Genomic DNA, 24475 nt, shown 5'->3' on the forward strand with positions numbered 1-24475 from the left:
AATAGGTGATAATTATGATTGACGCATATCTTGAAGTCTTTTCGCTATCGGGAACGATGTGGGTGCTGCTCGGCACTGTGGTGGGAATATTAATCGGCTCAATACCAGGCTTATCAGGTGCGATGGTGATTGCGCTGGCACTGCCTATGACTTATTACATGCAAGCAACAGATGCCCTTATACTGCTGGTTGCGATGTACATTGGCTCAACAACAGGTGGGTTAATCAGTGCCACCTTGATGCGAATGCCAGGTACTGAGTCGGCCATTATGACGACATTAGATGGCTTTCCCATGGCGCAAAGAGGGGAGCCGGCACGTGCTCTGGGACTTGGTGTTATCGCTTCCTTTATAGGCGGTATGTTCGCATGGCTAGTGTTAACGACGTTATCGCCACTGCTTTCGACCTTAGCGGTTCGGTTCGGTCCCTATGAAATTTTTTCCATGACCGTGGTGGCCCTTACACTCATTGCTGCTATTTCTAAAGGAAGTTTCATGAACGGACTTCTTGCAGCAGCGCTTGGTGCTTTGTTTGCGCTACCCGGTATTGATCCTATTTCAGGGTCGTTAAGGCTAACATTTAACATTGCAGAGTTAGACAATGGCTTTAATTTGTTACCCGTTATGCTAGGCCTTTTAGTGCTGGGTCAAGTAATGATCGATAGTGGTAAAAAAAGTGAAAGTATGATCCAGAAGGCACGTAGTTCTAACAAAGTAAGCTTTAGCGCCAAAGACTTTAAAGAAAATCTGTGGAATTTTGCTAGATCTTCCATTATTGGCACCTGGATAGGTATTCTTCCGGGTATTGGGGGTACGACGGCCTCAATTGCTTCCTATTCCGTAGCTAAAGGATTTTCAAAGAATTCCTCAAAGTTTGGAAGTGGTTGCAGTGAAGGTATCGTCGCTGCTGAGTCCGCTAATAATGCCGGGACCGTAGGGTCTCTGGTGCCACTGATTACCTTAGGAATACCTGGTTCAGTTGTGACCGCTATTCTTCTAGGTGCGATGGTAATGCATAATCTGAATCCTGGTCCTCTCTTGTTTGTTCAAAACCCGGGGGTCGCCTATACCATTATTGCAGGCGTGCTTTCAGCCAATCTCATCATGTTGGTGGTTATGTGGTTTGCCACTCCATTGATTTCCCGGATGATGTATGTTGATAAAGCTTGGCTGTTACCGCCCATCATTATCTTCTGTTTTATTGGCGCCTACTCAGTATCCGGCCGGTTTTTTGACGTGATAGCGATGTGCGGCTTTGCCTGTTTAGGGTACATCTTAGTGCGCGCAAAAGTTCCACTTGGCCCATTTATCATTGCCTTTATTTTGACGCCAATGGCAGAAGAGAATCTACGCAGCGGGTTAGTGGTATATGGCAGTAGCTATTTACCTCTGCTGACACGACCAATACCACTATTTTTTATCGTTATCTCTATTATCACAGCTGTATGGGCAGTTTGGTCTGAGATTGGCCAAATTCGAAAAGCAAAAATCTAATCCATCGCTCAAAAACACTAGAAGGAAAAACTACAATGAATAAGTTCTTTTGCGCAGAAACGTTCAGCAACAAGATCTACCTGAATGGTTGGCATGAATCCACAGGGGGTGCCAGTGACGTTGTTGAACCAGCGACAGGCAACGTTTTAGCTAAGATTGCGCTAGGCAGTGGTGATGACATTCGCTCAGCCGTTACGGAAGCAAAGAAGCAGCAATCTCATTGGGCCAACCTACCGTTCGATCAGCGAGGCAAGATTTTACGCCGAGCAGCTGAGCTGATTCTCCAGCATAAAGATACATTTATCGAGTGGAATATTCGAGAGTGCGGCTCTATTGCACCGAAAGCCGAAGCTGAACTCTATGCTACCCATGAGCAATTAAACATGGCGGCGGCCATGACGATGCAGCCTGATGGTATTACCTTACCCTCAACGATTCCTGGGCGACGCAATACCTGTCGGCGCATCCCATTAGGTGTTGTCGGTGTTATCACGCCATGGAATTTTCCGCTGCTGCTAGCTATGCGTTCGGTGGCTCCGGCGCTAGCCGTGGGCAACAGCGTCGTCTTAAAACCGGATACTCAGAGTGCGGTAACGGGAGGCCTGCTGATCGCTAGGCTTTTTGAAGAGGCAGGACTGCCTGCTGGCGTTCTGCACGTACTGCCTGGCGGCGCGGAGGCGGGTGAAGCGTTAGTGGAGCATCCAATGACGGCCATGATTTCTTTCACTGGTTCGACAAGCGTAGGAAAAAAGATAGGCAGGACGTGTGGAGAGTTACTCAAAAAGTCCGCCTTGGAGCTGGGAGGGAATAATGCGTTTATCGTGCTTGATGATGCAGATATTGAGGCGGCTTCTTCCCATGGCGCTTGGGGTGCCTATCTTCATCAGGGCCAAATTTGCATGCAGTCTGGTAGACATTTCGTTCACGAGAGCGTTGCAGATGAGTATATCCACCGCTTAGCTGAACGTGCCAAGCGCCTTAGGGTAGCGGATCCCTATCTTGGCGCATCAGATATTGGACCGTTAATTAACGCAAGTCAGCTTGAAAAAATTAATAACATCATTGCTGGTTCTGTAGATGCTGGCGCTACGCTAGTCACCGGTGGCCACAGCCATGATCAGTTTTATCGACCCACTGTGCTAAGTAATATTCGTATCGATATGCCTGCTTGTCAGCAGGAGTTATTTGGACCGGTGGCGCCAGTAATCACTTTCTCTAGTGAAGATGAACTGGTAGAGATGATAGCGGCTTCACCTTACGGTCTAGCTGCGGCCATTCATTCCCGTTCGATAGGCCGAGCTATGAAGCTTGCGGACAGAGTGCCTGCAGGCATGATCCACATTAATGATCAAACCGTTAATAATGAGTTCCACGTTCCTTTCGGCGGCTTCGGAGACTCAGGGAACTCAGGACGATTTGGCGGCCCTTCCAATCTAGAAGAATTTACACAATCCCAATGGGTTAGTGTGATGGATACTCCTATCTCCTATCCTTTCTAGGTACGCGCTGCTTTTCAAAAATGGCCACAATGCTAGATCAGGAGGTTAGAAGTCATATTTTTTGAGAATGTTTCCTCCTTGACCCGCACCTGCTTTCCCGGTGCGGGTCTTTTGTTGTCCTGCCTTGCGTTTCACAGTCCCTTTATCCTTTTGTCGCAAGTTGAAATTAATGACTACTGCTTTGGAGCGGAGCAGATGAACGTTATGCCTCGCGAAAACCGCTATATCGGTTTAAAGGATTAATTAATGATGAGTCTCACTGGTTGTAATTATTAGAATTATCATTAATTTCTAACGATTTCACTTTTAAAATAAAAGGTTAGCTATTTTTTGGCTATTCCCCTTAGAACACAAATATTCAAAATTGCGCCCCTCCGAGATACCTATGAAGTATGGAAAGGAACTCAAACGATATTGGTCGGGTAACCGCGATCTAGCCGATATTAAGGCCGAGCACAACAACAACCGTCGTCTTTAGGCCCTAGATAGACGCATCCCAATATCACCTTGAACATACTGACGCTATCGCCGGGCACCAAGACAACGATAATAAACCAACGATAGGGTTTCACCATGACCGTAAAGATATTCGATACCCCCGAAGTCCAAGAATTCGTCAAAACCGTTGCTGGTTTTGACCAAGCCGGTGGCAATGACCGTGCCAAGCAGATCGTCCATCGCCTGGTCGGCGACCTGTTCAAGCTGATCGACGACTTCGACGTTACCGAAGAAGAGTACTGGGCAGGGGTTAATCTGCTCAATGCCCTGGGTAGCCAGACCCAGTTTGGCCTGCTCTCGCCAGGGCTAGGTTTTGACCACTTCCTCGATATGCGCCATGACGCCATTGACGCTGAAGCCAAGCGCGTCGGCGGCACCCCCCGCACCATCGAAGGCCCGCTGTATGTCGCCGGTGCCCCGGAAGCCGAAGGCTTTGCCCGCCTGGACGATGAAGCGACCGAGGGCGAGACCATGTGGCTGACCGGCCAGGTACGCGACGTCGACGGTACCCCGATTGCTGGCGCCAAGGTCGAGATCTGGCACGCCAACTCCCAGGGCGGCTACTCGTTCTTCGACCCCTCGCAATCCGAGTACAACCTGCGCCGCACGATTTATACCGACAGTGACGGCCGCTACACGGCGCGCAGCATCATTCCCTCCGGCTACGGCGTGCCCGAAGGCGCACCGACCGATGTGGTGCTCAAATCACTGGGTCGCCACGGCGAGCGCCCGGCGCATATCCACTACTTCGTTTCCGCCCCCGGTCACCAGCACCTGACCACCCAGATCAACCTGGCGGGCGACCCCTACACCTTTGACGACTTCGCCTTTGCCACCCGCGAAGAGCTGGTTATCCCCGCCGAGCGGATCGAGGACCCGGCCGAAATCGCCAAGCGCGACCTGGACGGCCCTTACTCCCACGTGGTGTTCGATGTGGCGCTGGCCCCCGCCGAGGCGCCCGAACTGCAGGTGCGTCATGCCCGCCCGCGGGCCAAGGAAGACGAGCAGGATCTCGCCAGCCAGCTCGCCGGTACCGCCAAGGTATAACCCTCATACCTTGAGCAAGGCGGGCCTTCCCCTTGGCCCGCCTTCGCAAGAGATATCAGCGCGACATCATCAATACGAGGAGAGAGATCATGACTACGCAGCTTGATCAGCTCGAAACCCGCGTGCGCGGCGCCGTCCAAGACGACCCCGCCCAAGGCATCTTCCGCTGCCACCGCAGCATGTTCACCGACCCCGCCTTCTTCGAGTTGGAGATGAAGCACATCTTCGAAGGCAACTGGCTGTTCCTGGCCCACGAGAGCCAGGTCGCCGAGCCGGGTGACTACATGACCGTCACCATGGGTCGCCAACCGATCATTATCACCCGCGACAAGCAGGGTGAACTGCACGGCCTGATCAACGCCTGCGCCCACCGTGGCGCCACGCTGTGTCGCCGCAAACGCGGCAACAAAGGCACGTTTACCTGCCCGTTCCACGGCTGGACGTTCAAAAACGACGGCCAACTGCTCAAAGCCAAGAACGAAAAGAACGGCGCCTATCCCGACCAGTTCAAACAGGACGGCTCCCACAACCTCAAGCGCCTGCCACGCTTTGAGAACTACAAAGGCTTCCTGTTCGGCAGCCTGAGCGACGACGTTCAATCGCTCGAACAACACCTGGGCGAAACCACCAAGGTCATCGACAACATCGTCGATCAAGCCCCCGAAGGCCTGGAGATCCTGCGCGGCACCTCGTCCTACACCTACACCGGCAACTGGAAACTGCAGGCCGAAAACGGCGCCGACGGTTACCACGTCAGCTCCGTGCACTGGAACTACGCCTCCACCATGGAGCGCCGCAACTACGACGCCGGCGGCACCAAAGCGGTGGACGCCGACGGCTGGTCGAAGAGCAAAGGCGGCTTCTACTCCTACGACAACGGCCACATGATGCTGTGGACCCGATTGCTCAACCCGGAAGTCCGTCCGGTCTATCAACATAAGGACTGGATCCAGGAGCAGCTGGGCGACGCCCGCGCCGACTCGATCGTCAACCAGACGCGCAACCTCTGCCTCTACCCCAACGTCTACCTGATGGACCAGTTCTCCACGCAAATCCGCGTGATCCGTCCCATCGCCGTGGACAAGACCGAAGTGACGATTTACTGCTTCGCGCCCAAAGGCGAATCCGCCGAGGACCGGCGTGTGCGTATCCGCCAGTACGAAGACTTCTTCAACGTCTCCGGCATGGGCACGCCCGACGACCTCGAAGAGTTCCGCGCCTGTCAGGAAGGTTACAACGGCGCCCTGGCCGAATGGAACGACCTCTCCCGCGGGGCCCAACAGTGGATCGAAGGCGCCGACGAAACGGCCCAAGCGATCGACATGAAACCCCTGCTCAGTGGCGCCTCGCCGGAAGACGAAGGGCTCTACGTGCTGCACCACAAGCACTGGGTCGACGAAATGCTGCGCGCCATCAACAAAGAGCGCAGTCAGTTTATCGCCACCGCGTCCGCCTAAGCGCCCCGCGCCTGACGAGAGGAGAGAAGTGACATGAGCATTAGCTATCACGAGATCCAAGCCTTCCTATACCGCGAAGCGCGTCTGCTGGACGACCGGGAATGGGATGAGTGGCTCACGTTATACCGTAAGGACGCCGAGTTCTGGATGCCGGCCTGGGATGATGATGATCAACTGACACGCGACCCGCACAGCGAAATCTCGCTGATCTACTACCCCAACCGCGAAGGGCTGGAAGACCGGGTGTATCGGATCAAGACCGAGCGCAGCGGGGCGAGCACGCCGGAACCGCGCACCACCCATCAGATCACCAACCTGGAAATCCTGTCGCAAGAGGGTGACACGGTAAACCTACGGTTTAACTGGCACACGCTGAACCACCGTTACAAGAAGACCGACAGCTTCTTCGGCACCTCGTTCTACACCCTGGACGTGTCGGGAGAGAGCCCGCTGATCACAAGAAAGGTCGTGCAGCTGAATAACGACTATATCCATCAGGTCATTGATGTGTACCACGTTTAATTGGCACTGATGTGACAGGGATGTCGCTGAGCTTGATAACGCCTATGGCGATATCGGGTTAGCAAAACAAATGAACAACAACTGAACCCTGGTGAAAACATAATGAAAACTTTTAAAAAGACCTCCCTAGCCACTCTGTTAAGCGCCACTGCCATGCTGTCAGCGGGTAATGTCATCGCCAATGAAGACCCGGTGAAACTCGGCTTGATGCTCCCTTACTCCGGTACCTACACAGCGCTTGGTGAAGCCATTACTAACGGTTTAAAACTAGCCATCGAGCAAGAAGGCGGTCAGTTAGGCGGACGTGAAGTAGAATACATTGAGCTGGATTCAGAGGCTGATCCGTCCAAAGCGCCACAAAACATGAGTCGTTTAGTCAACGGGGACGATGTTGACTTCGTCATCGGCCCGGTACACTCGGGCGTTGCCATGGGAATGCTGCGTGTTGCTAAACAGTCCGGGGCCATCACAATTATTCCGAACGCGGGATTGGGTGCTGCTACTAATGAACTGTGTATGCCTAACGTTTTCCGCACATCGTTCAGCATGTGGCAAGACAGCTATCCAATGGGCAAAGTGGCCTACAATCAAGGGCACCGCAAGATTGTGACCATTACGTGGGATTATGCGGGTGGCAAGGAAGACCTTGCTGGTTTTGAAGAAGCTTTTACCGCTGAAGGCGGTGAAATCGTTGAGCAAATTTTAGTGCCGTTCCCGAGCACCGAGTTTCAGAGTTATCTGACGCAAATCGCCAGCCTTGAGCCTGACGCTGTTTACACCTTCTTTGCTGGTGGTGGCGGTGTCAGCTTTGTTCGTGATTATGCTGCAGCGGGTCTCAAAGAGAGCATACCGCTGCTAGGATCTGGCTTCCTTACCGAAGGTAATTTAACAGCGCTGGGCGATGCAGGCGAAGGTGTTATGACCACGCTTCACTACGCGGAAACCCTTGAAAATGATGCGAATCAATCCTTCGTTTCAGCCTACGAAAATGCCTATGGTGAAACCCCCGATACCTATGCCGTACAAGGCTTCGATACGGGAATGATGTTGGTCCAGGCTCTCAACGTGCTTGGAGGGGATACATCAGATCAAGAGCGCTTGATCGATGTATTAGCCAATGTGCAACTGGCGAGTCCACGTGGGCCACTCAGCTTTTCTGACTCCCACCATCCTATCCAAAACGTGTATCTGCGCGAGATCCGAGACGGCAAGCATGAGGTTGTTAGTATCGCTGCCGAGAATCTTGAAGTACCCGACGAAGCCTGCCAGATGTAGCGGCATCTTTAGTCACATTGGGGCGGGGATCACCTGCCCCTCACTCGGATTCTCGGAGGGATCTTATGGATCTCGCATTTTTTAGCGTACAGCTCCTTAATGGGCTGCAGTACGGCCTGCTGCTTTTTTTGATTGCCAGCGGTTTAACGTTGATCTTCGGTATTATGGGGATTATCAATCTGGCCCACGGCGCCATGTATATGATCGGTGCCTATTTGGTTTACGACCTTACCCTGCGGTTGGGCAATTTTTGGCTGGCCATCATGGCGGCTATTCCTATTGCTATTGCACTGGGGCTCATCATTGAGCGCTTGTTTCTCGATACGCTTTACAAGCGCGATCATCTTTATCAAGTACTGTTAACGTTTGGGCTGATTCTAGTACTCAATGAAGTGCAGCGCATTATCTGGGGTGGGGATGTGCATCGTATTGCGGTGCCCGCGCCGTTTGATTTTAGTATTCAGCTAACCGACAACCTTCAGTATTCGGTTTACCGCCTTTTTGTGATGGGCGTCTGCTTGGCATTAGCAGGGGTGATTTATTGGGTGATCCGCCATACACGTCTGGGCATCATCATTCGTGCCGGCGCCGTTAATCGCGACATGGTCGAAGGCTTGGGTATCAATGTGCGCACTCTCTTTACGCTTATCTTCAGTGTTGGTGTAGCGCTAACCGCTTTTGCCGGAATGATCGCCGCACCGCTCACCTCCATTGCACCCGGCATGGGCGATAGCATTCTTATCACTTGCTTCGTGGTCGTGGTTATCGGCGGTATTGGTTCGATTAAAGGAGCTTTTTGGGGGGCCATTATTATCGGCATGGCCACCACCTTTGGTGCGGTGCTCATCCCCAGTCTCGCTAGTATGGTGATCTACATGATTATGGCGGCGGTATTGCTGGTAAAACCGCGCGGCCTATTCGCGTGAGGAGAATAAGAAATGTTGCATAGATACCCCAAGCGCGTTGCGTTCATCATGCTGGTATTAACAGCGTTAGTGGCCGCTTTTCCTCTCTGGGGAGAAGCTGTCTTCGGTGGTCAGGCCAATTTTATGTTAGAGAAACTGACATTAATGTTGATCCTGGCGTTGTTTGCCATGAGTTTGGATCTGTTGGTCGGCGTCGTTGGCTTAGTCAGCCTCGGGCACGCCCTATTCTTCGGCCTGGGTGCTTACACGCTTGCATTAGCCAGTCCTGACTTTAGTCCCGCATCGATGTGGTGGATGCTGCCTCTTGTCATGGGCGTCTCTGCCTTTTTTGGATTAGTAATAGGCATATTAGTTATCCGTACGAAAGGCATATTCTTTATTATGACGACACTGGCATTTGGTCAAATGCTTTACTACTTCATCAGCACATCCCAGTTTGCCGGCGGAACCGACGGCGTTTTTATTATGTTCCGTCCCAGTTTGGCGATCGGAGATAATACATTGATCGATCTGGATAATCCTTACAGTTTCTTTTACTTCTGTTTGGGGTTGCTGCTGATCGGATTCTTCTTTCTACGCTGGCTGACACGCTCCTACTTCGGCCAAGTGCTCGACGGAATTCATGACAATGAGCACCGGATGCAGGCATTGGGTTACGCCACCAGCGGTTACAAATTGATTGCCTTTGTTATCGCTGGGGTAATGGCAGCGATTGCTGGCATGTTAGCAGCGATGCAGTACGGCTTCGCTAATCCGGCTCAGCTTGGCTGGCACACCTCTGGCGAAGTGCTAATGATGCTGATTTTAGGCGGTATGGGTACCATCTTCGGTCCCATCTTGGGTGCCTTTGCCTATGAGATTTTGCTCTATCTCTATGAGCACGCCACTACTCACTGGCCGATCCTGATGGGACTGACCATTATCGCCGCCGTGCTGGTGCTACCACGAGGCATTGCAGGCTTGATTATTGCGCCGCCCTGGCGCCGCAAACGTCAAGTAGCCTCTGCAGCTGAGCCCGGAAAAGAGAGTGCTTCGGTAGCTCTTTCCGCTCAGCCCGTTCCACAGCGTAAGGAGAGCTAAGCCATGCACGATGAAATTGTCTTGGCCACCCATGGTTTGACCCGACGCTTTGGTGGTTTAGTAGCGGTTAATGAAGTTGATTTTGATGTTAGGGCCAATGAGATACATGCCATTTTGGGGCCTAATGGAGCGGGTAAAAGCACATTAATTAATTTGCTTTCTGGCGAGATTCCGCCTTCTGAAGGGCAAGTGCTTTATCGCAGTAAGCCGATTCAGGGTAAAAGCGCGCGCCAGGTCGCTCGAATGGGTATTGGCCGCAGCCACCAGAAGACCAATATTTTCCCCCGTCTCACTTGCCTACAGAACTGTGAGTTGGCTGCGCGTATTCATATGGGTGGGGTGTTTGGCAGCTGGCGTTCGCGACAAACAGCACACGACGTGAGCGAGCGGGCTAGAGAGGTACTGGATACCTGCCAGTTGAACCATCGCGCTCATACGACCGCATCAGATATGAGTTATGGCGAACAGCGCCAGTTGCAGATCGCGATGGTGTTGGCGACGGCACCGTCGCTGATGCTACTTGATGAGCCGATGGCGGGGATGGGCCGTGAAGAGACTGCTCAAGTAACCGACCTGCTCGCGAGTCTCACGGATCGTTACACGCTTGTGTTGATTGAGCATGACATGGATTCGGTCTTCCGCTTGGCCGATCGCATTACCGTGATGGTCGATGGTTGTGTATTGGAAAGTGGTCCGACAGAACAGATACGCACCAGCGAAAAGGTACGTGATGTCTACCTGGGGCGTCATGATGAGGGGGCAACCGCATGACCACAGAGCAAGCAAGTACGCCACTGATTGATGCCCGTGGACTGCATACTTACTACGGTGAGAGCCATATTTTGCACGGGGTGGATTTGATCCTGATGCCCGGCGAGACGCTGAGTCTGCTGGGAAGAAATGGAATGGGCAAGACGACTACCTTAAAGTCGATTCTGGGTTTTGTCCCGCCACGGCGTGGCGAAGTCCTTATCAAGGGCGTTTCAGCAACTAAGCGCCGACCTTGGCAATTGATTCGACAAGGTATTGGCTACGTGCCAGAAGGGCGCGGTATTTTCCCAGGTATCAGCGTGCGTGAACATCTCATTATGGCCGCACGGCCTAATGAAAAGGGGGAATCGCCTTGGACGCTAGAGCGCGTCTTGGATACGTTTCCACGCTTGGGTCAACGTATCAATCACGACGGTTCCTTTCTCTCGGGCGGGGAGCAGCAGATGCTTTCTATTGGCCGCGCGTTGACGACAAATCCTGACCTGATAATTCTTGATGAGGCGACAGAAGGGCTCGCACCGCTGATTCGGGATGAAATATGGAAGATCATTCGCGAAATCAAAGCCACCGGTATTTCTACCATTATCGTCGATAAAAATATCGATAACCTGCTCAGTATTGCCGAAAAACACTTACTACTGGTTAAGGGAGAGGTGGTCTACAGCGGTGATTCGCAGGGGTTAAAGAACGATCCTTCGATCCTTGAAACCCACCTCGGTGTTGCCTAAGGCGGTTTCGGCAAGTAAGCGCTTGCCGGAACCGATGACGGCTAGTTGTTAACTCCTCGGCATTGGGAAATTTATTGCATGCAATTACATAAGGACTGGTCGGTCCCTGCGATCACCGCTGGTTTTGTGGCAGTGCTGGTCTCTTACTCCGGCCCACTCGCCATTTTTTTTCAGGCGGCTCAGAGCGCTGAAATATCTATGACGATGATGACGTCTTGGGTGTGGGCCATTTCAATCGGTGCTGCTGTCTCTGGCATCTTACTGAGCCTGTGGTTGAAAGTTCCGGTGGTGACCGCATGGTCGGCGCCTGGGACTGCTTTATTGGTAACCCTATTTCCTGAGTTGTCATTAAATGAAGCGGTAGGGGCCTACCTCACAGCAGCAATGATCATGTTCTTGATCGGTATCACAGGCTCCTTTGATCGTATTATTCAAATGATCCCACCGGGCATTGCTAGTGCGATGATGGCGGGCATCCTGTTCCAATTCGGCATAGGCGTCTTCGTCTCCTTGGAAAGTGTGCCAGCATTAGCGATTGGTATGATTATCGCTTACCTCGTTTTTAAACGGCTTACGCCGCGCTACAGCCTGGTGTTGTTACTAGTAGCCGGTGTTACGTTGGCTGTTTTTTTAGAAGGGGCAAGTCTGGAGGGCATTACAGTTCAATTCGCTGAGCCACAGTTTATCCGCCCAGACTGGACATGGAGCGCTACCTTAAGCTTGGCCATCCCGCTGGTATTGGTCAGTTTGACCGGGCAGTTCTTACCTGGCATGGCAATTCTGCGCACCTCAGGTTACTCAACACCCGCCAGACCGATCGTTACCGTGGCCAGTTTAACGTCTTTTGTTACTGCTTTTTTCGGCGGTATTACCACGGTAATTGCAGCGATTACGGCAGCTATCTGCACCAGCAAGGAGGCGCACGAAGATCCCGATAAGCGCTATGTCGCAGGTGTGGCGAACGGGGTCTTCTATCTTATTGGTGGCATTTTTGCTGGCACCATTGTGGCGCTGTTTACCTCCTTGCCAGGAGAGTTCGTGGCCGTACTGGCGGGTCTTGCTCTAATCGGCGCCATTAGTAGCAATATCAGTGCTTTTGCCACTGAAAAGAGCCACCTAGAAGCCTCCGTGATTACTTTTATTGCCACGGCGTCGGGAGTCAGTTTTTTAGGGCTCGGATCAGCTTTTTGGGGGGTAATCGTTGGGGCGCTTGCTTACAACGTGCTGCACCGGCGTTATCGCCCACTTAACCATAAAACCCAATAACAACATTAACGACTTTATCGGTAGGTGGAGTATGACCATGGACAAGATCTTTGTGGCGATCGACGATAGTGAAGACTCCCTGCGTGTACTAGCATTTGGTCAAAAGTTTGCGGCGCAGTTGGCGGCGGATTTAAGAGCCATCTCAGTGGTGCCTAACAAGGATGAAATAGCCACACGTCGTTCTACCCTGAACGCGCGCCTGCTTGCTCACCACTTTGAACATATAGCCATCGACGTGGTTGCGCATGACAGTGCCAAGGAGTACCTCGGTGAGTTTGCCAGCCGCGAGGACGCTGGTTTATGTATGATGGCGCATGGGCGTCGTCCAGTGCCGGAGATGCTGATAGGCAGCGTAACCGCGGGTGTTGTGCGCCGTGCCCATCGCCCGGTCTACTTATGCGGACCTCGCTATGACGGTCATACTCACCAACGAGTTGATGTATTAGCCGTCTGTGTCGATGGCTCTAAGCTATCAGAGCAAATTTTGCCTTATGCTTCAGCCTTGGTGAAGCGTTTAGGAGCACGGTTGCAACTGCTGCAAGTGATAGATACCGCCGCTGCTAGAAAGCCAACAACGTTAGGGCACACTGATGTCATGGAGTCAGCCTATCTAACCGCTCTGGCACGCCGTGTCGAGAAGGAGCAAGCACTTGAGGTTGACTGGGAGGTGCTACATGGAGACCCTGCTGACTCTATCGTTAGCTACTTAGCGAGTAGTCATAACACGATGCTTGCCATGACCACCCACGGCCGAAGTGGCCTTTCGCAAGTAGTGGCCGGCAGTGTTAGTCATGAAGTACTGCATGAAACTTCTTGCCCTGTAGCAGTACTGCGTCCATGACTTAGGGAGATTTAAGGGTAACGGCCAGTGCGGCGGTTTTCCACGAGCACATTTAAAATAGTGTTGGCTTCCAGCATAAGGGGAGAGGGCTTTTCTCCTCGTCGACGACTGCAAATGACGGGGGAAGATATGGTCTTGTCTGCCAATGCTACGTAGGTAATGCCATCCCGCTGGACGCGTTTAACCTGTTCGGGAACCAGCGTAATGCCAATGCCCGAAGCGACAAGGCTAAGCGCTGTCTGAACCTCGTTTGCTTCCTGGACCACCTCAACCTTTAAACCCTGGCGGCGAAAAATGCCTAGTACCATATCGGCAAGGCTAGGGCGCGGTTTTGCGGGAAAGAGAATGAGCGGATAGCGAGCCAGTTCCTCGCAGGTAGGGGTGGTGCCTTCTAACGGGTGGCCGCTAGAAAGAGCTGCAATTAATGGTTCATCGAAGAGAATTTCTTGCTCGACGTCTGGGTCATCAAGACGTAAACGCCCGAATCCCATATCGATACGACCCGCTTTAAGTGCTTGAATTTGTTGTACAGTTGTCAGCTCAGCCAACGAGAGTTCAACATTATCCATGCGGCGTAAATCACGCACGAGCATAGGGAGCTGTCCGTAAAATACCGAGGGTACAAAACCAATGCCGAATAGCGCACGCTTGCTACGTGCCATGTGTCGCGTCGCGTCTATGGTAACTTCTACTTTTTCTAATATTTGCAATGCATGCTGTTGAAAAAAGACACCTGACGGGGTCAAGCGTAGGCCTCTAGAGCTTCGTTCAAATAGTTCAGCCCCTACTTCTTGTTCGAGTTGCTTAATTTGGCGCGAAAGAGGCGGCTGTGACATATGTAATCGTTCAGCGGCACAGGTGAAGTTAAGTTCTTCGGCCACAACGCAAAAGTACCTCAGGTGGCGTAGCTCCATAATACCTCCAAGGTATGAGTAACTTCTTAAATAATATTGGTTTTAATATTCGATTGCTTTCAAGCTGGATGCATTTTCAAGCAACCGAACAATTTTTTAAATCAGCTCAACGAGGCGCTATAACGCTACCAGTATTTACGCGTCTGAAAGCTAAGTTTTGTCTACGACTTTAGTACTGCAAGGCAGAACCAATAGAGGCCGACCAATCATGTATACTCGAATTTTAGTCCTCATTGACGGCTCAGAACACGCCAAACAAGCGTTGTCAGTGGCTTGCAAGCTATTAGATAAAAAAGCCTCAACGCTTTATTTGTTACATGTACCTGAAACGTTTGATTCTACCACCACGCTGGTATGGGGTGTTGGTGCTGTTGATGCCAGCGCTACCCTCGCTGAAAGGGAAAAATCGGGCGAGCAGTTGCTGAAGCAGGCGGTTAAGTCAGCACAGGAAGAGGGCGCTCAGCATATAGAAGAAATATTAACGCATGGGGATCCAGTTCGAGTAATTTTAGATACCGCTAATGCCAAAGATATCGATGCCATTGTGATGGGAAGTCGAGGGTTGAGCGACTTCGCTGGTGTCGTTATTGGCAGTGTCTCGCATAAGGTGAGCCATTCTGCAAAGTGCCAAGTGATTACGGTGAGTTAACAGCGTCGTTAACGAGTAAATCATTAACAAGCTATGTTAAGTCAAGTTGGTGATTTAAGAAGTACTTGGCCGCAGGAACTGATCGCAACACTTGAAAATACTAGTAAGGTGTTGGGCGAGTATCTTATACAGCGCCTAGTGTTCGAAGAACGCGCTTGTCCAGCAGGTTTTTAAAGAGCGGACCTTTCATCCAAAACTAACACCATGAACGCGCTGTGACTTCCAGCTAATCTAGGGAAAAGGACATACCAAGGAAGCTACCTATGTTTTTCATTAAAGGCGTCGCGATAAAGACGCTCATTATTATATTTGCACTATTTCCAACTATGCTACTTGCTCAAGATGCCAGCATCGGTAGTGTGCGAACCGAGTTCAAACTACTTGGCCCGAACAATACCATTGAAGTGGAACGCTTCGATGATCCGAAAGTGCAGGGCATCTCCTGTTACCTTTCCTATTCCCAGATTGGCGGAATCACCGGTGCTGTAGGGCTTGCTGAAGAAGCCAGTGAGGCCAGTGTGGCATGCCGACAGACGGGAGAAATTATCTTCGACCCTGCTAATGTTGAGGACCAAGAGGTGGTTTTTACTCAACGCCGCTCGGCGCTTTTCAAAAATATGCGTGTCGTCCGCATGCACGATACCGAAACGCAGACCTTTGTATACCTGACCTACAGCACCAAGCTGGTCGATGGCTCGCCTAAAAATGCGATCACTGCTGTCCATTACGGTGAGTTTGGCGGGCAATAATTAGCTTGTGGGCACTTAGCGTGGATTGCCTAGCGTCTGTGTCCAGTAGGTTGAGTAGCGCGACTCTGAATCCTCGGCGTTTGCCATGCCCATTTCGGTAAAGGCATCGCTCATTATATTGCGGCAGTGGCCGGGACTTTCTAGCCAGCCTTCTACCACGGCAGAGGCTGACATCTGACCTGCAGCAATATTTTCTCCCACTACTTGCCATACGTAGCCTTGGTTTTCGATACGTTGCTGAATCCCGACACCATCCGGACCGGTATGGCTAAAGTAGTCATTCTCTGCCATATCTTTTGAATGGTCCTCGGCAGCAGCTTCAAGCTTGCAGCTCCAAGCTAACGATTCCACAGCTTTGTATCGTTGGTCGCCACATTGCCGCGCCTGGCTACGTGCTTCGTTCACCAGTGAAAGCATTTCCCGCTTCTGATCGGTGAGTTCGCATTCGCTCTGCCGGGAGGCTTCGCTACCTTGCGATTCGTCAGAAGCCCATGAGCCACTTGGGCCCATGAGCATTAATATACTCAAGCTGAAAAGCGCCTTGATAGAAGGGCTCATCAGCATTTGTTTAACCGCCAAACTTTTCATTTTCGCCCATGTTCGGGGTCGCATCTTTTTTGATGTTGGCTTTGGCGATCTCGTAGAGTTGGAATGTTTTGCTCTCCTTGGCCTTCCAGTGCTCTCCCATTTGCACCTTAATTTCTAGCAGAGCGACGTCGGGGTCGTCCTTACCTTCTGGGAACCATGCCGCGATAAAAGGGTTCCAGTATTTCTCGATCAACTCACGGTTGTCGGTAAGGTTGGCTTTACCCGATAGCGAAACGTAGACACCATCTTCCTGATCGGAGAAGCTTAGGCATACGTCGTGGTCGCTTTCTGTTTCAAACACTTTTTCAGCACTGCGACGAGTGAAGAACCAAAGTGTACCGTCATACTCATCCTGAACCAGGTGCATTGGCCGTGCGCGAGGTGTGTCGTTGTCCAAGGTGACGAGCATCCCAACTTTGATATCCTTGATCATTCCCCAGATCTTCTGCTTATGCTCAGGGCTGGACATAATTTCACTCTCCTTATGAATTGGATGTTCAAATGGTCATCGACAATGCTTGTACGCTAAAGATGACTAGCTACAGCCTAGCTACCATTTTCGACATCGGCAAATGCTCTATTGAAGAATTAAACCTCTCACCAAGTATCATCCCGCTTGATGTGTTGCAGGTGACTCACCAGAATCAGAGTGACGATTAATTATATGGTCAGGGAGGAAGGCGCCAATGTGCATCAGTTCTATATACCGCTATTTTTCAATCGTAGCGCTACTGCTGTTCGGCGGTTGTGCGACGGGGGAGGAAGCGCCTCCTTCTCAAAACCAGATGACACAATACGCCGCTGAGTACTGCAGAAGCCTCGGTGGTGAGACCGAGGTTCAAGAAACCAGTTTAGGCACCGGCCGCTATTGCCGCCTGCCTGATGGCCGGGTAGAAAATCAGTGGCAGCTTTATCGCTCTGAACGTCTGGACAATGACTAGCGAGTGCATTGCGATGCGTCTTAATTATCAAGGCTCGCTGCCAGAAATGGTGGGCTTTTTGTTATTACCGCAGTACTCAATGATGGCGTTCTTTTCGGCGGTGGAGCCGCTACGGATCGCTAATCGCATAGCCAATCGCCCGTTGTTTGATTGGACCTTGATTAGCGCTGATGGCGGGCCGGTGACGGCATCTAACGGCATGACCCTGATGGCAGATCAGGCAACGGCCGATGTACACCATCTGCCTTCGTTAGCGGTATGCAGCGGTTTTACCCCGGAAGCGCATCTTACCCGGCCCTTAATGGCGTGGCTTCATCAACTGGATCAGGCGGGCTGCTGTTTGGGTGGCATTGATACGGGGGCGTTTTTGCTCGCCGCCACCGGGTTGCTAAAGCACGAGCGGGTCGCGCTGCACTGGGAAAGCCTGCCTGCGTTTCGTGAACGCTTTCCGGGTATTGATACGACCGATGAGTTGTATGAACTGGCAGAGCGTCGGTTCTCCTGCGCGGGCGGGGCGGCAGCGATGGATATGTCGCTGGAAGTGATTGCACGGCGCCATGGCGCAAAATTGGCCATCGATGTTTCCGAGCAACTGATTCATGACCGTATTCGCACTCGCAGTGACCAGCAGCGCATGGCGTTGGTGAAGCGGCTAGGCACGCACAACCACCGCGTTGTCGAGGCGGTGGCATTAATGGAACAAAACCTTGAAGAACCGCTAGCGTTAGACGATGTGGCAAAGCGTGTGGATGTATCAGTGCGGCAGTTGCAGCGTTTGTTTGAACAAGAGCTCAACATGACCCCACAACAGTGGTACTTGCAGTTGCGTATTAAGCGCGCCCGGCGGCTACTGGCAGAGACCGACTTAGCGGTGTTGGCAGTGGGCCTGGCCTGCGGGTTTAGTTCTTCGTCGAGCTTTGCGCGGTCATTCCGTACGCATTATGGGTATTCGCCCCGGCAAGTGCGCGAGAAAAGCGTTTAAGGCCTAGTATATGTCGCTTTATGTCTGATAGTTGTCGCTTGGTGCCTGGTAGTGGGTAGGCAGTCGCGCATACTAGCTAAACCCATCTAATAAGAGGTTTAGCCCAATGTCTTTCACTCCCAATACCAAGTCGTTATCGTTAAGCGCAGGATGTTTACTCTCTGCGTTGGTAGCTATGCCTGCCATGGCGGAGCTCGATGAGCTACGCTTTGGTGTTCCGCCTTGGCCTGGTGTCACGGTTAAATCAGAAGTGGCAGCTCAACTGTTGGAGACGATGGGTTACGAAACGCGTCAACAAGATTTGGCCGTGAGCGTGATTCTTGAGGGCTTATCGCGTAACGATTTGGAAATCTATTTAGGCGGCTGGTATCCGGTACAGACGGATATGGTTGAGCCGTTGGTCGCCGACGGGAAAGTAGAAAAAGTGGTTTCCAATATCAGTGGCGCCAATTCGGGTTTGGTGGTGCCTCAGTACGTTTACGATGCCGGTGTTACCACGGTGGCTGAATTGGCAGCCCATTACGATCAGTTCGACGGTGAAATACAGGGAATCGAAGCGGGCACCGGGATCAATGAGGCGATTCTTAACGCGATCGACAACGACCTAGCGGGCCTGGGCGATTGGCAACTGCGCGAAAGTTCGACCTCGGCCATGCTTGCCCAGGCGGAGCAAAAAATGGCTGATGAGGAATGGGTAACGTTTGTCGGTTGGGAACCTCACTGGATGAACGTAAGCTTCGATTTAGCCTACTTAGCGGATAGCGATGACGCGGGTGTGGCCTCTATTGAAAGCACGGTGTGGACCATTACCCCTGCTAGCCTGGCTGAGGAAGCCCCCCAAGCGCACCGCTTTTTGTCCCAATACGTCGTGGCCATCGAAGACCAAAACGAGTGGGTGCACGAATACAGCTATGAAGAGCGTCCTGCTGATGAAGTGGCCCAAGAGTGGATTGAGAACAACTTGGATACCGTTGCCGAGTGGCTGGAAGGCGTTGAAACCCGCGAAGGTGAATCGGCTATTGAGCAGGTACGGGCTCAGTTCGGCGCTTAATCGCACGTTGACGTACCCCCCCGCGACAAAGCGCCTTATGGTTTAAGGCGCTTTTTTAGTGCCTGACAAAACGCCTGCCACGCGCTTTCCATCTCGGCTAATTGAGATTGAGCATGAAGGGCGCCATGCACCATTTGTGGTGCGCAGCGATAGCCTATCGAGGCACCTTTATGACGCCAGTCTGTCACTGCGGCTTCGATTGGCCACGTCAAAGGATCGTGCTCTACGGTGAGTATTTCGATACGTGAAGCCGGTGGATAGCGATCCCGCTCAGTGGCGATGATTGCCGGACATTGCGCCCGAATGCTCAATACATCACTACGTGACATCAGCGGTGCATCCTTCCCCAGGCACGCCAGGGAAAGCTCACCGACCGGCGGATAGATCAACCCCAGCGGCGGCGCATCGCTCAACGAGTGGGCAAGGCCAATGGCTAGTCGCCCGCCCGCACTATCACCTACCAGGGCGCTCGGCTGGATGGCATCTAATACCGTACGGCACTCTGCCAGCATGGCGGGATAATCTACCTCGGGCGCAAGCCGGTAGTTCACGCTTACCACTTCGCGCTTGAGTGCCTGGGCCAAGCTGGCGGCGGTCCCATGGTGGCTATCGATGGAGCCGATCGTAAAACCTCCCCCGTGGATAAACAGTATCTGACCAGGCGTTGATGGCTGGGGAATAAAGCGGCGTACGCTGACGCACGCCATCACGCTATCTTCAACCCGCATGCCGTCCGGGTCGGGTGGGGTGAAGGTGCGGCAAAGCTTATCGTAGGCGCGCCGCGCTTGGGGCAATGGCATTGCTTCCATCACCTTGAGTCCCGCGCCAAAGCGCTGAATAAACGCGTCTACGTTCATCGCGTGCGCTCCCTGTTAACGACGAATGCCGATGGTGCGGCCAGCCAGCTCCGGCCAGGTATCGCGGTTTGCCCTAGGAAGTGCTGCTATGCGATGTGTGACCGCTTCGGGGAATGGGCTTGGTCGGCCTGACGCTTGCTTCATGCCCATTAGCATCTGTTCGCTGGTGGCCAACAGGTTGGCCTCGTCATCGAACATGGCGAAAAACACGTGCAGCCGTTTGGCATCGCTATCGAGCAGCGTTAGATCAATAGTGAGCGGCTGGTCTTGATGCGCTTCGCGCCGATAGCAGAGATGCATTTCCAGGGTATAGATCGTGTAGCCATAGTGCTCACGGCCCGTTGCATCCAAGCCTATCTGGTCAATCAGTGCTTCGCAGGCCTGGGAAAAGACGCGGGCATACGCCGCGTCGTTCATGTGACCGTTGTAGTCGACCCAGTCAGCAGCGACCTGGGTTTCAAAGATGATCATTAAATACGCCCCTTTAAGCCTTCAGCTTCCGGCCAGTATTTTTGCACTACTTCCATCAGCTCGACTAAAAAGTCATCCCTGCGGCGATCCAGTGTCACGACCGAGCGGCCAGCCGCCTGATGTTCGCAGCCTTCTACCACTTTATCGATCAACTCATCGGTAAGCTCGGGGGCTTCCAGCTTGGTCCAGGGCAGTTTTAATGCGGGACCAAACTGCTCCAGCATATGGCGCATGCCGGGTTCGCCACCGGCCAGGTGGAAGGTGAGGAAGGTGCCCATCAGCGACCAGCGCAGCCCGCAGCCGTAAACAACGGCGGCATCGATCTCTTCGGTGGTGGCCACGCCATCGTTGACCAAGTGCAAGGCTTCCCGCCACAGCGCTTCCATCAAGCGGTCAGCGATATGGCCTTCAATCTCACGGCGAACCACCAGCGGGCGCATGGCGAGCGATTGATACAGCCCTTGGGCACTTTCGATCTGCGTGGGCTGGGTGGCCTCACCGCCCACCAGCTCGACCAAGGGGAGCAGATACACCGGGTTGAAAGGGTGGGCGACGATCACGCGGCCAGGCGCTGTTTGGCACTGCTGCTGTAGGTCGGTAGGTTTGAAGCCGGAGGTAGACGAGCCAATAATCACTTCCGGTGCGGCAGCCGCATCGATGGAGGCCAGGATCTCTTGCTTGAGGGGCAGGCGCTCGGGCACGTTTTCCTGAATCAAGTCAGCGCCATCCACGGCTTTTTCAATCGTATCCGCAAAGGTCAGCCGCCGAGGGCTGGCATTGGCTGCCAAGCCGAGCTGGGTTAACGAGGGCCAGGCATTGTCGATAAACGATTGGGTGCGGGCTGGCGCGTTGGGGTCCGGGTCGAAAGCGACGACGTCCCACCCTTGGGCGAGGGTGCGGGCGATCCAACCGTTGCCAATCACACCGGTACCAATAACGGCTAAGCGGCTCATGCTTCACCTCCTGCTGTGCTACCCATGATACGTCCGGTTACTGGGTCGCGTAGCTTGAGATGAGCGCGGGTTTCTGCGGGTGTCATGACGCGGGCGCCGAGGTTTTCGATAAGGGTTGACGCTTTTTCGACCAGTTGGCCGTTATTGGCCAGCACGCCTTTTTCCAGAAACAGATTGTCTTCCAGGCCGACCCGGGCGTGGCCGCCTAACAGCACCGCTTGCGCCACCATCGGCATTTGATGGCGGCCAATGCCGAAGGCAGCCCAGTTGGCGTTGGCAGGTAATTTGTTGCGCATTGCCAGCATCGTTTCGGTGTCCGCTTCGGCGCCCCAGGGGATGCCTAGGCAGAGCTGATAGAGCGGGTCGCCATCGATCAAGCCCTCTTGCTGAAGCTGGCGGGCAAACCAGACGTGCCCCAGGTCAAAACACTCCAGCTCCGGCTTAACGCCAGCGGCTTGAACGAGGCGGGCGTGCTCGCGCAGCCAATCCGCAGGGTTGACGTAGACCATGTCGCCAAAGTTTAGGCTGCCACAATCCAGCGTACACAGTTCGGGAAGCAGTTCGCCCACCGGGGCATGGCGTTCAGCGGGCGTTTGAATATCAGTGCCGGGTCCGCCGCGTGTGGGGTCATTGAGATCGGGAATCCAGTCGCCACCACCACCGGCGGTAATGTTCATGACAATATCCACATCCGCTTCGCGAACCCGCTCCATTACCTCACGGAACTGCTCGGTGGAGTGGCTGATGCCACCGGTTTCCGGGTCACGAACGTGAATATGCGCGATGCTGGCCCCGGCGTGAGCCGCTTCGATACAGGACGCCGCGATGTCCTTGGGGGTTACGGGAACGTTGGGATTTTTGGCAGTGGTGTCACCCGCGCCGGTGACGGCACAGGTGAGAATGACATTACGATTCATGACGCGCTCTCTAGTAATAATTGATTCGCTTGCTAGTGTGTCGCGGTGAGCAGAGATTAGTTGTCGTAATGCGTCACTCACTATACATAAATGGCAGTTTTAACGTGGGAGCGCCCATAACCAGTTTTTAATCCTTCGGGCTGCTTGCCTGGGATATTTTGATCAACCACTCTCTGAGAAGACGTATTGACCGCTTTGATTGCCGATCTAAACTCAATAGGCGCGTGCAAGGTTAACAACAATTACAAACAACGTTTGGAAGGAGTGCTTGCCATGTATCCGAAACTCACACTGCGACCGCTATGCGCAGCCATCGCTGCAGCGGTCATCGCCGCTTTGCCGGCAGTTACGACTGCCAATGCTGGCCCCGAACTAAGCCAAACCGAGGTGTTGTCTGGCCTTGAAAACCCCTGGGATATGGCTTTTTTGCCTGATGGGACGATGTTTTTCACCGAACGCTGCCGTGGCTTATCAGTGCGGCTCCCCAATGGTGATGTAGAGCACCTGCTTGGCATGGAAGGCACCGATGAGTATGCCACTACCGCCGATGATCTTGTCTGTGAGGGGCAGGCGGGGATGAACGGTGTGGCGGTCGACCCCGATTTTGACGAAAACCGCACAGTCTACGTTTACTCTGCTTCCAACATGTCTGAGCCACGCACTAACCGTGTGCTGCGCATGACGGTAAACAGCGATTTTGATGAGGTCGCGGATCGCAATGATATCGTCGATGACATTCCCTACAAACCTGAGGCCACCGACCACCCGTTCGGTGATGCTGGCGCCCATAATGGCGGACGTATCCGCTTCAGTCCGAATGATGGTTACCTTTACGTGACCACGGGCGATAACCATAACAGTGAGATTCCTCAGTCGCCGGAACGTTTAGGTGGCAAGGTGCTGCGCATTGACCGGGATGGCAACGCTGCCGAGGGTAACGAGCCGCCAGAAGGGTTTGATTCACGCATCTATACCTATGGCCACCGCAACGTTCAGGGCATTACCTTCCATCCAGACACCGGCCAGCCAATCGTGACCGAACATGGTCCCTGGCATTCCGATGAGGTCAATGCGCTGGTCAACGGCGGCAATAGTGGCTGGGACCCGCGCCCCAATATGGCCGGACGTGACGACTGTCCAGACGATTACTGCGGTTACGAACCTAATCAGAACGAGGCGGTGGACCCCGAAGAGCGCGCTGCCTATATGCCGGTAACCGATACCGAGACCTATCCCGATGCCATGAAACCGGCCTGGGGCAACAATGGGCTTTCCCAAGGCATGGCGCCTGCCGAATTTCTGGTTGGTGAGCAGTGGGGCGACTGGAATGGTCGTCTGCTTGTTGGTTTTATGGGCATCGGTTTCGGCGGTACGCCGGTGGGACAGCGTATCAACGTAATAGATATTGCGGAGGATGGCCTTTCGGTCAATGACGTTGCCGAAATGTCACCACCTATGGGGGCGGCACGTTTCCGCTCGATAGTACTTGGGCCGGATGGCGACCTGTATACAGCCGTTGATGAAGGCAGCATTTACCGCATCACGCCGGAATGAGCCATTGGCAGCCGCGCTGAGTGATAACAGTGCGGCTTGCTCTCTTGCGGCGGTATTGGTTCAAGCGCCATTGATAGGGAACAAGGCCATTATGAAGAGATCATGCTTTTTCGTTGTTGCGACGGCATTGACGGTGGCGTCGGCCAGTGCGCAGGCTGCCGATAAGGCCGCTGGAGAATCGATGTACGCCGATGCTTGCGCCCAATGCCATGGCCCCTCCAGAAAGGGAATGGCCAGCTTTCCATCATTAACGGGCCGGAGTGCGGACTACATCACCTCTCGGCTTGAAACGTATCGCGCCGGCGAGCGGGTCGGTTCGAACTCCTCGCTGATGATCCCTAATGCTGCCGATTTGTCGGATGACGATATTGCCAATCTGGCTGCTTATATCGCCGATGATACCGAGTAACAAAATAAGAGCTTTTTGCAGGCGCTGCCTGCCTCCA

The 24475-nt window shown here is 53.2% G+C and carries 26 protein-coding genes and 1 pseudogene; 19 read left to right on the forward strand and 8 right to left on the reverse strand.

Going from position 1 to position 24475, the window contains the following annotated elements:
* Window positions 1-14: 14 nt before the first annotated feature.
* The 12 genes from ACUVOF_RS14265 to ACUVOF_RS14320 all read left to right on the forward strand — a co-directional run bounded on the left by ACUVOF_RS14265 (window position 15) and on the right by ACUVOF_RS14320 (window position 13403).
* Window positions 15-1493, forward strand: a complete 1479-nt coding sequence (locus tag ACUVOF_RS14265) for a tripartite tricarboxylate transporter permease (RefSeq protein WP_447045007.1) — start codon at window positions 15-17, stop codon at window positions 1491-1493.
* Between the two features lie 35 nt (window positions 1494-1528).
* Window positions 1529-2992, forward strand: a complete 1464-nt coding sequence (locus tag ACUVOF_RS14270) for a benzaldehyde dehydrogenase (RefSeq protein ID WP_447045008.1) — start codon at window positions 1529-1531, stop codon at window positions 2990-2992.
* 573 nt (window positions 2993-3565) lie between these two features.
* Window positions 3566-4537, forward strand: a complete 972-nt coding sequence (gene catA, locus ACUVOF_RS14275) for a catechol 1,2-dioxygenase (protein WP_447044995.1) — start codon at window positions 3566-3568, stop codon at window positions 4535-4537.
* Window positions 4538-4626: 89 nt separating this feature from the next.
* A complete protein-coding gene (locus ACUVOF_RS14280; RefSeq protein WP_447044996.1) occupies window positions 4627-5994 on the forward strand; it encodes a Rieske 2Fe-2S domain-containing protein in 1368 nt (455 codons plus the stop codon).
* Between the two features lie 33 nt (window positions 5995-6027).
* On the forward strand, window positions 6028-6516 hold the full coding sequence (benB, locus tag ACUVOF_RS14285; RefSeq protein ID WP_447044997.1) for a benzoate 1,2-dioxygenase small subunit: 489 nt from the start codon (window positions 6028-6030) through the stop codon (window positions 6514-6516).
* 102 nt (window positions 6517-6618) lie between these two features.
* Window positions 6619-7791: an ABC transporter substrate-binding protein gene (locus ACUVOF_RS14290; RefSeq protein ID WP_447045009.1), complete on the forward strand. Its 1173-nt coding sequence runs from the start codon at window positions 6619-6621 to the stop codon at window positions 7789-7791.
* Window positions 7792-7856: 65 nt separating this feature from the next.
* Window positions 7857-8717 carry a branched-chain amino acid ABC transporter permease gene (locus tag ACUVOF_RS14295; protein ID WP_447045010.1) on the forward strand — a complete coding sequence of 287 codons (861 nt, stop codon included), beginning with the start codon at window positions 7857-7859 and terminating at the stop codon, window positions 8715-8717.
* Window positions 8718-8729: 12 nt separating this feature from the next.
* Window positions 8730-9797, forward strand: coding sequence for a branched-chain amino acid ABC transporter permease (locus ACUVOF_RS14300; RefSeq protein WP_447045011.1), 1068 nt, complete (start codon window positions 8730-8732; stop codon window positions 9795-9797).
* Between the two features lie 3 nt (window positions 9798-9800).
* The gene (locus tag ACUVOF_RS14305; protein ID WP_447045012.1) at window positions 9801-10568 is read left to right on the forward strand and encodes an ABC transporter ATP-binding protein; all 768 of its coding nucleotides are present in this window, start codon (window positions 9801-9803) and stop codon (window positions 10566-10568) included.
* Complete coding sequence (locus ACUVOF_RS14310; protein WP_447045013.1) at window positions 10565-11296, forward strand: ABC transporter ATP-binding protein; 732 nt, start codon at window positions 10565-10567, stop codon at window positions 11294-11296. Before ACUVOF_RS14305 ends, ACUVOF_RS14310 begins: the two co-directional genes overlap by 4 nt.
* A 78-nt stretch (window positions 11297-11374) precedes the next feature.
* Window positions 11375-12562 carry a benzoate/H(+) symporter BenE family transporter gene (locus ACUVOF_RS14315; RefSeq protein WP_447045014.1) on the forward strand — a complete coding sequence of 396 codons (1188 nt, stop codon included), beginning with the start codon at window positions 11375-11377 and terminating at the stop codon, window positions 12560-12562.
* Between the two features lie 37 nt (window positions 12563-12599).
* Window positions 12600-13403: a universal stress protein gene (locus ACUVOF_RS14320; protein WP_447045016.1), complete on the forward strand. Its 804-nt coding sequence runs from the start codon at window positions 12600-12602 to the stop codon at window positions 13401-13403.
* A gap of 11 nt (window positions 13404-13414) precedes the next feature.
* Here ACUVOF_RS14320 and ACUVOF_RS14325 read toward each other — a convergent pair whose 3' ends face one another.
* Window positions 13415-14065: a LysR substrate-binding domain-containing protein gene (locus ACUVOF_RS14325; protein ID WP_447045150.1), complete on the reverse strand. Its 651-nt coding sequence runs from the start codon at window positions 14063-14065 to the stop codon at window positions 13415-13417.
* 81 nt (window positions 14066-14146) lie between these two features.
* A pseudogene (locus ACUVOF_RS14330) lies at window positions 14147-14317 on the reverse strand (LysR family transcriptional regulator); the annotation flags it as partial.
* 208 nt (window positions 14318-14525) lie between these two features.
* Between ACUVOF_RS14330 and ACUVOF_RS14335 the strand changes: the two are divergent.
* A complete protein-coding gene (locus ACUVOF_RS14335) occupies window positions 14526-14966 on the forward strand; it encodes a universal stress protein (protein ID WP_447045017.1) in 441 nt (146 codons plus the stop codon).
* Window positions 14967-15229: 263 nt separating this feature from the next.
* On the forward strand, window positions 15230-15715 hold the full coding sequence (locus ACUVOF_RS14340) for a CreA family protein (RefSeq protein WP_447045018.1): 486 nt from the start codon (window positions 15230-15232) through the stop codon (window positions 15713-15715).
* 15 nt (window positions 15716-15730) lie between these two features.
* On the opposite strand, the gene ACUVOF_RS14345 is transcribed toward ACUVOF_RS14340, so the two are convergent.
* Complete coding sequence (locus ACUVOF_RS14345; protein WP_447045019.1) at window positions 15731-16243, reverse strand: CAP domain-containing protein; 513 nt, start codon at window positions 16241-16243, stop codon at window positions 15731-15733.
* Between the two features lie 40 nt (window positions 16244-16283).
* The gene (locus ACUVOF_RS14350) at window positions 16284-16772 is read right to left on the reverse strand and encodes a pyridoxamine 5'-phosphate oxidase family protein (protein ID WP_447045020.1); all 489 of its coding nucleotides are present in this window, start codon (window positions 16770-16772) and stop codon (window positions 16284-16286) included.
* 217 nt (window positions 16773-16989) lie between these two features.
* On the opposite strand from ACUVOF_RS14350, the gene ACUVOF_RS14355 reads away from it, so the two are divergent.
* The 3 genes from ACUVOF_RS14355 (at window position 16990) to ACUVOF_RS14365 (ending at window position 19277) form a co-directional block, all read left to right on the forward strand.
* Window positions 16990-17244, forward strand: coding sequence for a DUF333 domain-containing protein (locus ACUVOF_RS14355; RefSeq protein ID WP_447045021.1), 255 nt, complete (start codon window positions 16990-16992; stop codon window positions 17242-17244).
* A gap of 13 nt (window positions 17245-17257) precedes the next feature.
* On the forward strand, window positions 17258-18226 hold the full coding sequence (locus ACUVOF_RS14360) for a GlxA family transcriptional regulator (protein WP_447045022.1): 969 nt from the start codon (window positions 17258-17260) through the stop codon (window positions 18224-18226).
* Between the two features lie 106 nt (window positions 18227-18332).
* Window positions 18333-19277, forward strand: coding sequence for an ABC transporter substrate-binding protein (locus ACUVOF_RS14365; RefSeq protein ID WP_447045023.1), 945 nt, complete (start codon window positions 18333-18335; stop codon window positions 19275-19277).
* Between the two features lie 35 nt (window positions 19278-19312).
* Here the strand turns inward: ACUVOF_RS14365 and ACUVOF_RS14370 are convergent, their stop codons facing one another.
* The 4 genes from ACUVOF_RS14370 to ACUVOF_RS14385 are packed head-to-tail and all read right to left on the reverse strand — an operon-like array spanning window position 19313 to window position 22475.
* Window positions 19313-20134, reverse strand: coding sequence for an alpha/beta hydrolase (locus tag ACUVOF_RS14370; protein ID WP_447045024.1), 822 nt, complete (start codon window positions 20132-20134; stop codon window positions 19313-19315).
* Between the two features lie 15 nt (window positions 20135-20149).
* Window positions 20150-20605, reverse strand: a complete 456-nt coding sequence (locus ACUVOF_RS14375) for a thioesterase family protein (protein ID WP_447045025.1) — start codon at window positions 20603-20605, stop codon at window positions 20150-20152.
* Window positions 20605-21558 (reverse strand): L-carnitine dehydrogenase, encoded by a 954-nt coding sequence (locus ACUVOF_RS14380; RefSeq protein ID WP_447045026.1) that lies wholly within the window; start codon window positions 21556-21558, stop codon window positions 20605-20607. The genes ACUVOF_RS14375 and ACUVOF_RS14380 overlap by 1 nt, the downstream gene beginning before the upstream one ends.
* Window positions 21555-22475 carry a 3-keto-5-aminohexanoate cleavage protein gene (locus ACUVOF_RS14385; RefSeq protein ID WP_447045027.1) on the reverse strand — a complete coding sequence of 307 codons (921 nt, stop codon included), beginning with the start codon at window positions 22473-22475 and terminating at the stop codon, window positions 21555-21557. The genes ACUVOF_RS14380 and ACUVOF_RS14385 overlap by 4 nt, the downstream gene beginning before the upstream one ends.
* A 273-nt stretch (window positions 22476-22748) precedes the next feature.
* Here ACUVOF_RS14385 and ACUVOF_RS14390 point away from each other — a divergent pair, with 273 nt between their 5' ends.
* Together ACUVOF_RS14390 and ACUVOF_RS14395 are read left to right on the forward strand one after the other, a co-directional pair.
* The gene (locus ACUVOF_RS14390; protein WP_447045028.1) at window positions 22749-24029 is read left to right on the forward strand and encodes a PQQ-dependent sugar dehydrogenase; all 1281 of its coding nucleotides are present in this window, start codon (window positions 22749-22751) and stop codon (window positions 24027-24029) included.
* 91 nt (window positions 24030-24120) lie between these two features.
* Entirely contained in the window at window positions 24121-24438 is a 318-nt protein-coding gene (locus ACUVOF_RS14395; RefSeq protein WP_447045029.1) for a c-type cytochrome, read from the forward strand.
* Window positions 24439-24475: the final 37 nt, after the last annotated feature.

It is taken from the genome of Vreelandella sp. H-I2, assembly GCF_052959335.1.

What these genes read in the sequence shown, in the direction of transcription:
- ACUVOF_RS14385 (WP_447045027.1), bottom strand. Translation starts at nt 22,475, where the DNA reads ATGAATCGTAATGTCATTCTCACCTGTGCCGTCACCGGCGCGGGTGAC.
- ACUVOF_RS14305 (WP_447045012.1), top strand. Translation starts at nt 9,801, where the DNA reads ATGCACGATGAAATTGTCTTGGCCACCCATGGTTTGACCCGACGCTTT.
- ACUVOF_RS14325 (WP_447045150.1), bottom strand. Translation starts at nt 14,065, where the DNA reads ATGGCACGTAGCAAGCGTGCGCTATTCGGCATTGGTTTTGTACCCTCG.
- ACUVOF_RS14290 (WP_447045009.1), top strand. Translation starts at nt 6,619, where the DNA reads ATGAAAACTTTTAAAAAGACCTCCCTAGCCACTCTGTTAAGCGCCACT.
- ACUVOF_RS14300 (WP_447045011.1), top strand. Translation starts at nt 8,730, where the DNA reads ATGTTGCATAGATACCCCAAGCGCGTTGCGTTCATCATGCTGGTATTA.
- ACUVOF_RS14380 (WP_447045026.1), bottom strand. Translation starts at nt 21,558, where the DNA reads ATGAGCCGCTTAGCCGTTATTGGTACCGGTGTGATTGGCAACGGTTGG.
- ACUVOF_RS14340 (WP_447045018.1), top strand. Translation starts at nt 15,230, where the DNA reads ATGTTTTTCATTAAAGGCGTCGCGATAAAGACGCTCATTATTATATTT.
- ACUVOF_RS14280 (WP_447044996.1), top strand. Translation starts at nt 4,627, where the DNA reads ATGACTACGCAGCTTGATCAGCTCGAAACCCGCGTGCGCGGCGCCGTC.
- ACUVOF_RS14395 (WP_447045029.1), top strand. Translation starts at nt 24,121, where the DNA reads ATGAAGAGATCATGCTTTTTCGTTGTTGCGACGGCATTGACGGTGGCG.
- ACUVOF_RS14295 (WP_447045010.1), top strand. Translation starts at nt 7,857, where the DNA reads ATGGATCTCGCATTTTTTAGCGTACAGCTCCTTAATGGGCTGCAGTAC.
- ACUVOF_RS14375 (WP_447045025.1), bottom strand. Translation starts at nt 20,605, where the DNA reads ATGATCATCTTTGAAACCCAGGTCGCTGCTGACTGGGTCGACTACAAC.
- ACUVOF_RS14265 (WP_447045007.1), top strand. Translation starts at nt 15, where the DNA reads ATGATTGACGCATATCTTGAAGTCTTTTCGCTATCGGGAACGATGTGG.
- ACUVOF_RS14310 (WP_447045013.1), top strand. Translation starts at nt 10,565, where the DNA reads ATGACCACAGAGCAAGCAAGTACGCCACTGATTGATGCCCGTGGACTG.
- ACUVOF_RS14365 (WP_447045023.1), top strand. Translation starts at nt 18,333, where the DNA reads ATGTCTTTCACTCCCAATACCAAGTCGTTATCGTTAAGCGCAGGATGT.
- catA (WP_447044995.1), top strand. Translation starts at nt 3,566, where the DNA reads ATGACCGTAAAGATATTCGATACCCCCGAAGTCCAAGAATTCGTCAAA.
- ACUVOF_RS14370 (WP_447045024.1), bottom strand. Translation starts at nt 20,134, where the DNA reads ATGAACGTAGACGCGTTTATTCAGCGCTTTGGCGCGGGACTCAAGGTG.
- ACUVOF_RS14390 (WP_447045028.1), top strand. Translation starts at nt 22,749, where the DNA reads ATGTATCCGAAACTCACACTGCGACCGCTATGCGCAGCCATCGCTGCA.
- ACUVOF_RS14335 (WP_447045017.1), top strand. Translation starts at nt 14,526, where the DNA reads ATGTATACTCGAATTTTAGTCCTCATTGACGGCTCAGAACACGCCAAA.
- ACUVOF_RS14320 (WP_447045016.1), top strand. Translation starts at nt 12,600, where the DNA reads ATGGACAAGATCTTTGTGGCGATCGACGATAGTGAAGACTCCCTGCGT.
- ACUVOF_RS14270 (WP_447045008.1), top strand. Translation starts at nt 1,529, where the DNA reads ATGAATAAGTTCTTTTGCGCAGAAACGTTCAGCAACAAGATCTACCTG.
- ACUVOF_RS14360 (WP_447045022.1), top strand. Translation starts at nt 17,258, where the DNA reads ATGCGTCTTAATTATCAAGGCTCGCTGCCAGAAATGGTGGGCTTTTTG.
- ACUVOF_RS14350 (WP_447045020.1), bottom strand. Translation starts at nt 16,772, where the DNA reads ATGTCCAGCCCTGAGCATAAGCAGAAGATCTGGGGAATGATCAAGGAT.
- benB (WP_447044997.1), top strand. Translation starts at nt 6,028, where the DNA reads ATGAGCATTAGCTATCACGAGATCCAAGCCTTCCTATACCGCGAAGCG.
- ACUVOF_RS14315 (WP_447045014.1), top strand. Translation starts at nt 11,375, where the DNA reads ATGCAATTACATAAGGACTGGTCGGTCCCTGCGATCACCGCTGGTTTT.
- ACUVOF_RS14355 (WP_447045021.1), top strand. Translation starts at nt 16,990, where the DNA reads ATGTGCATCAGTTCTATATACCGCTATTTTTCAATCGTAGCGCTACTG.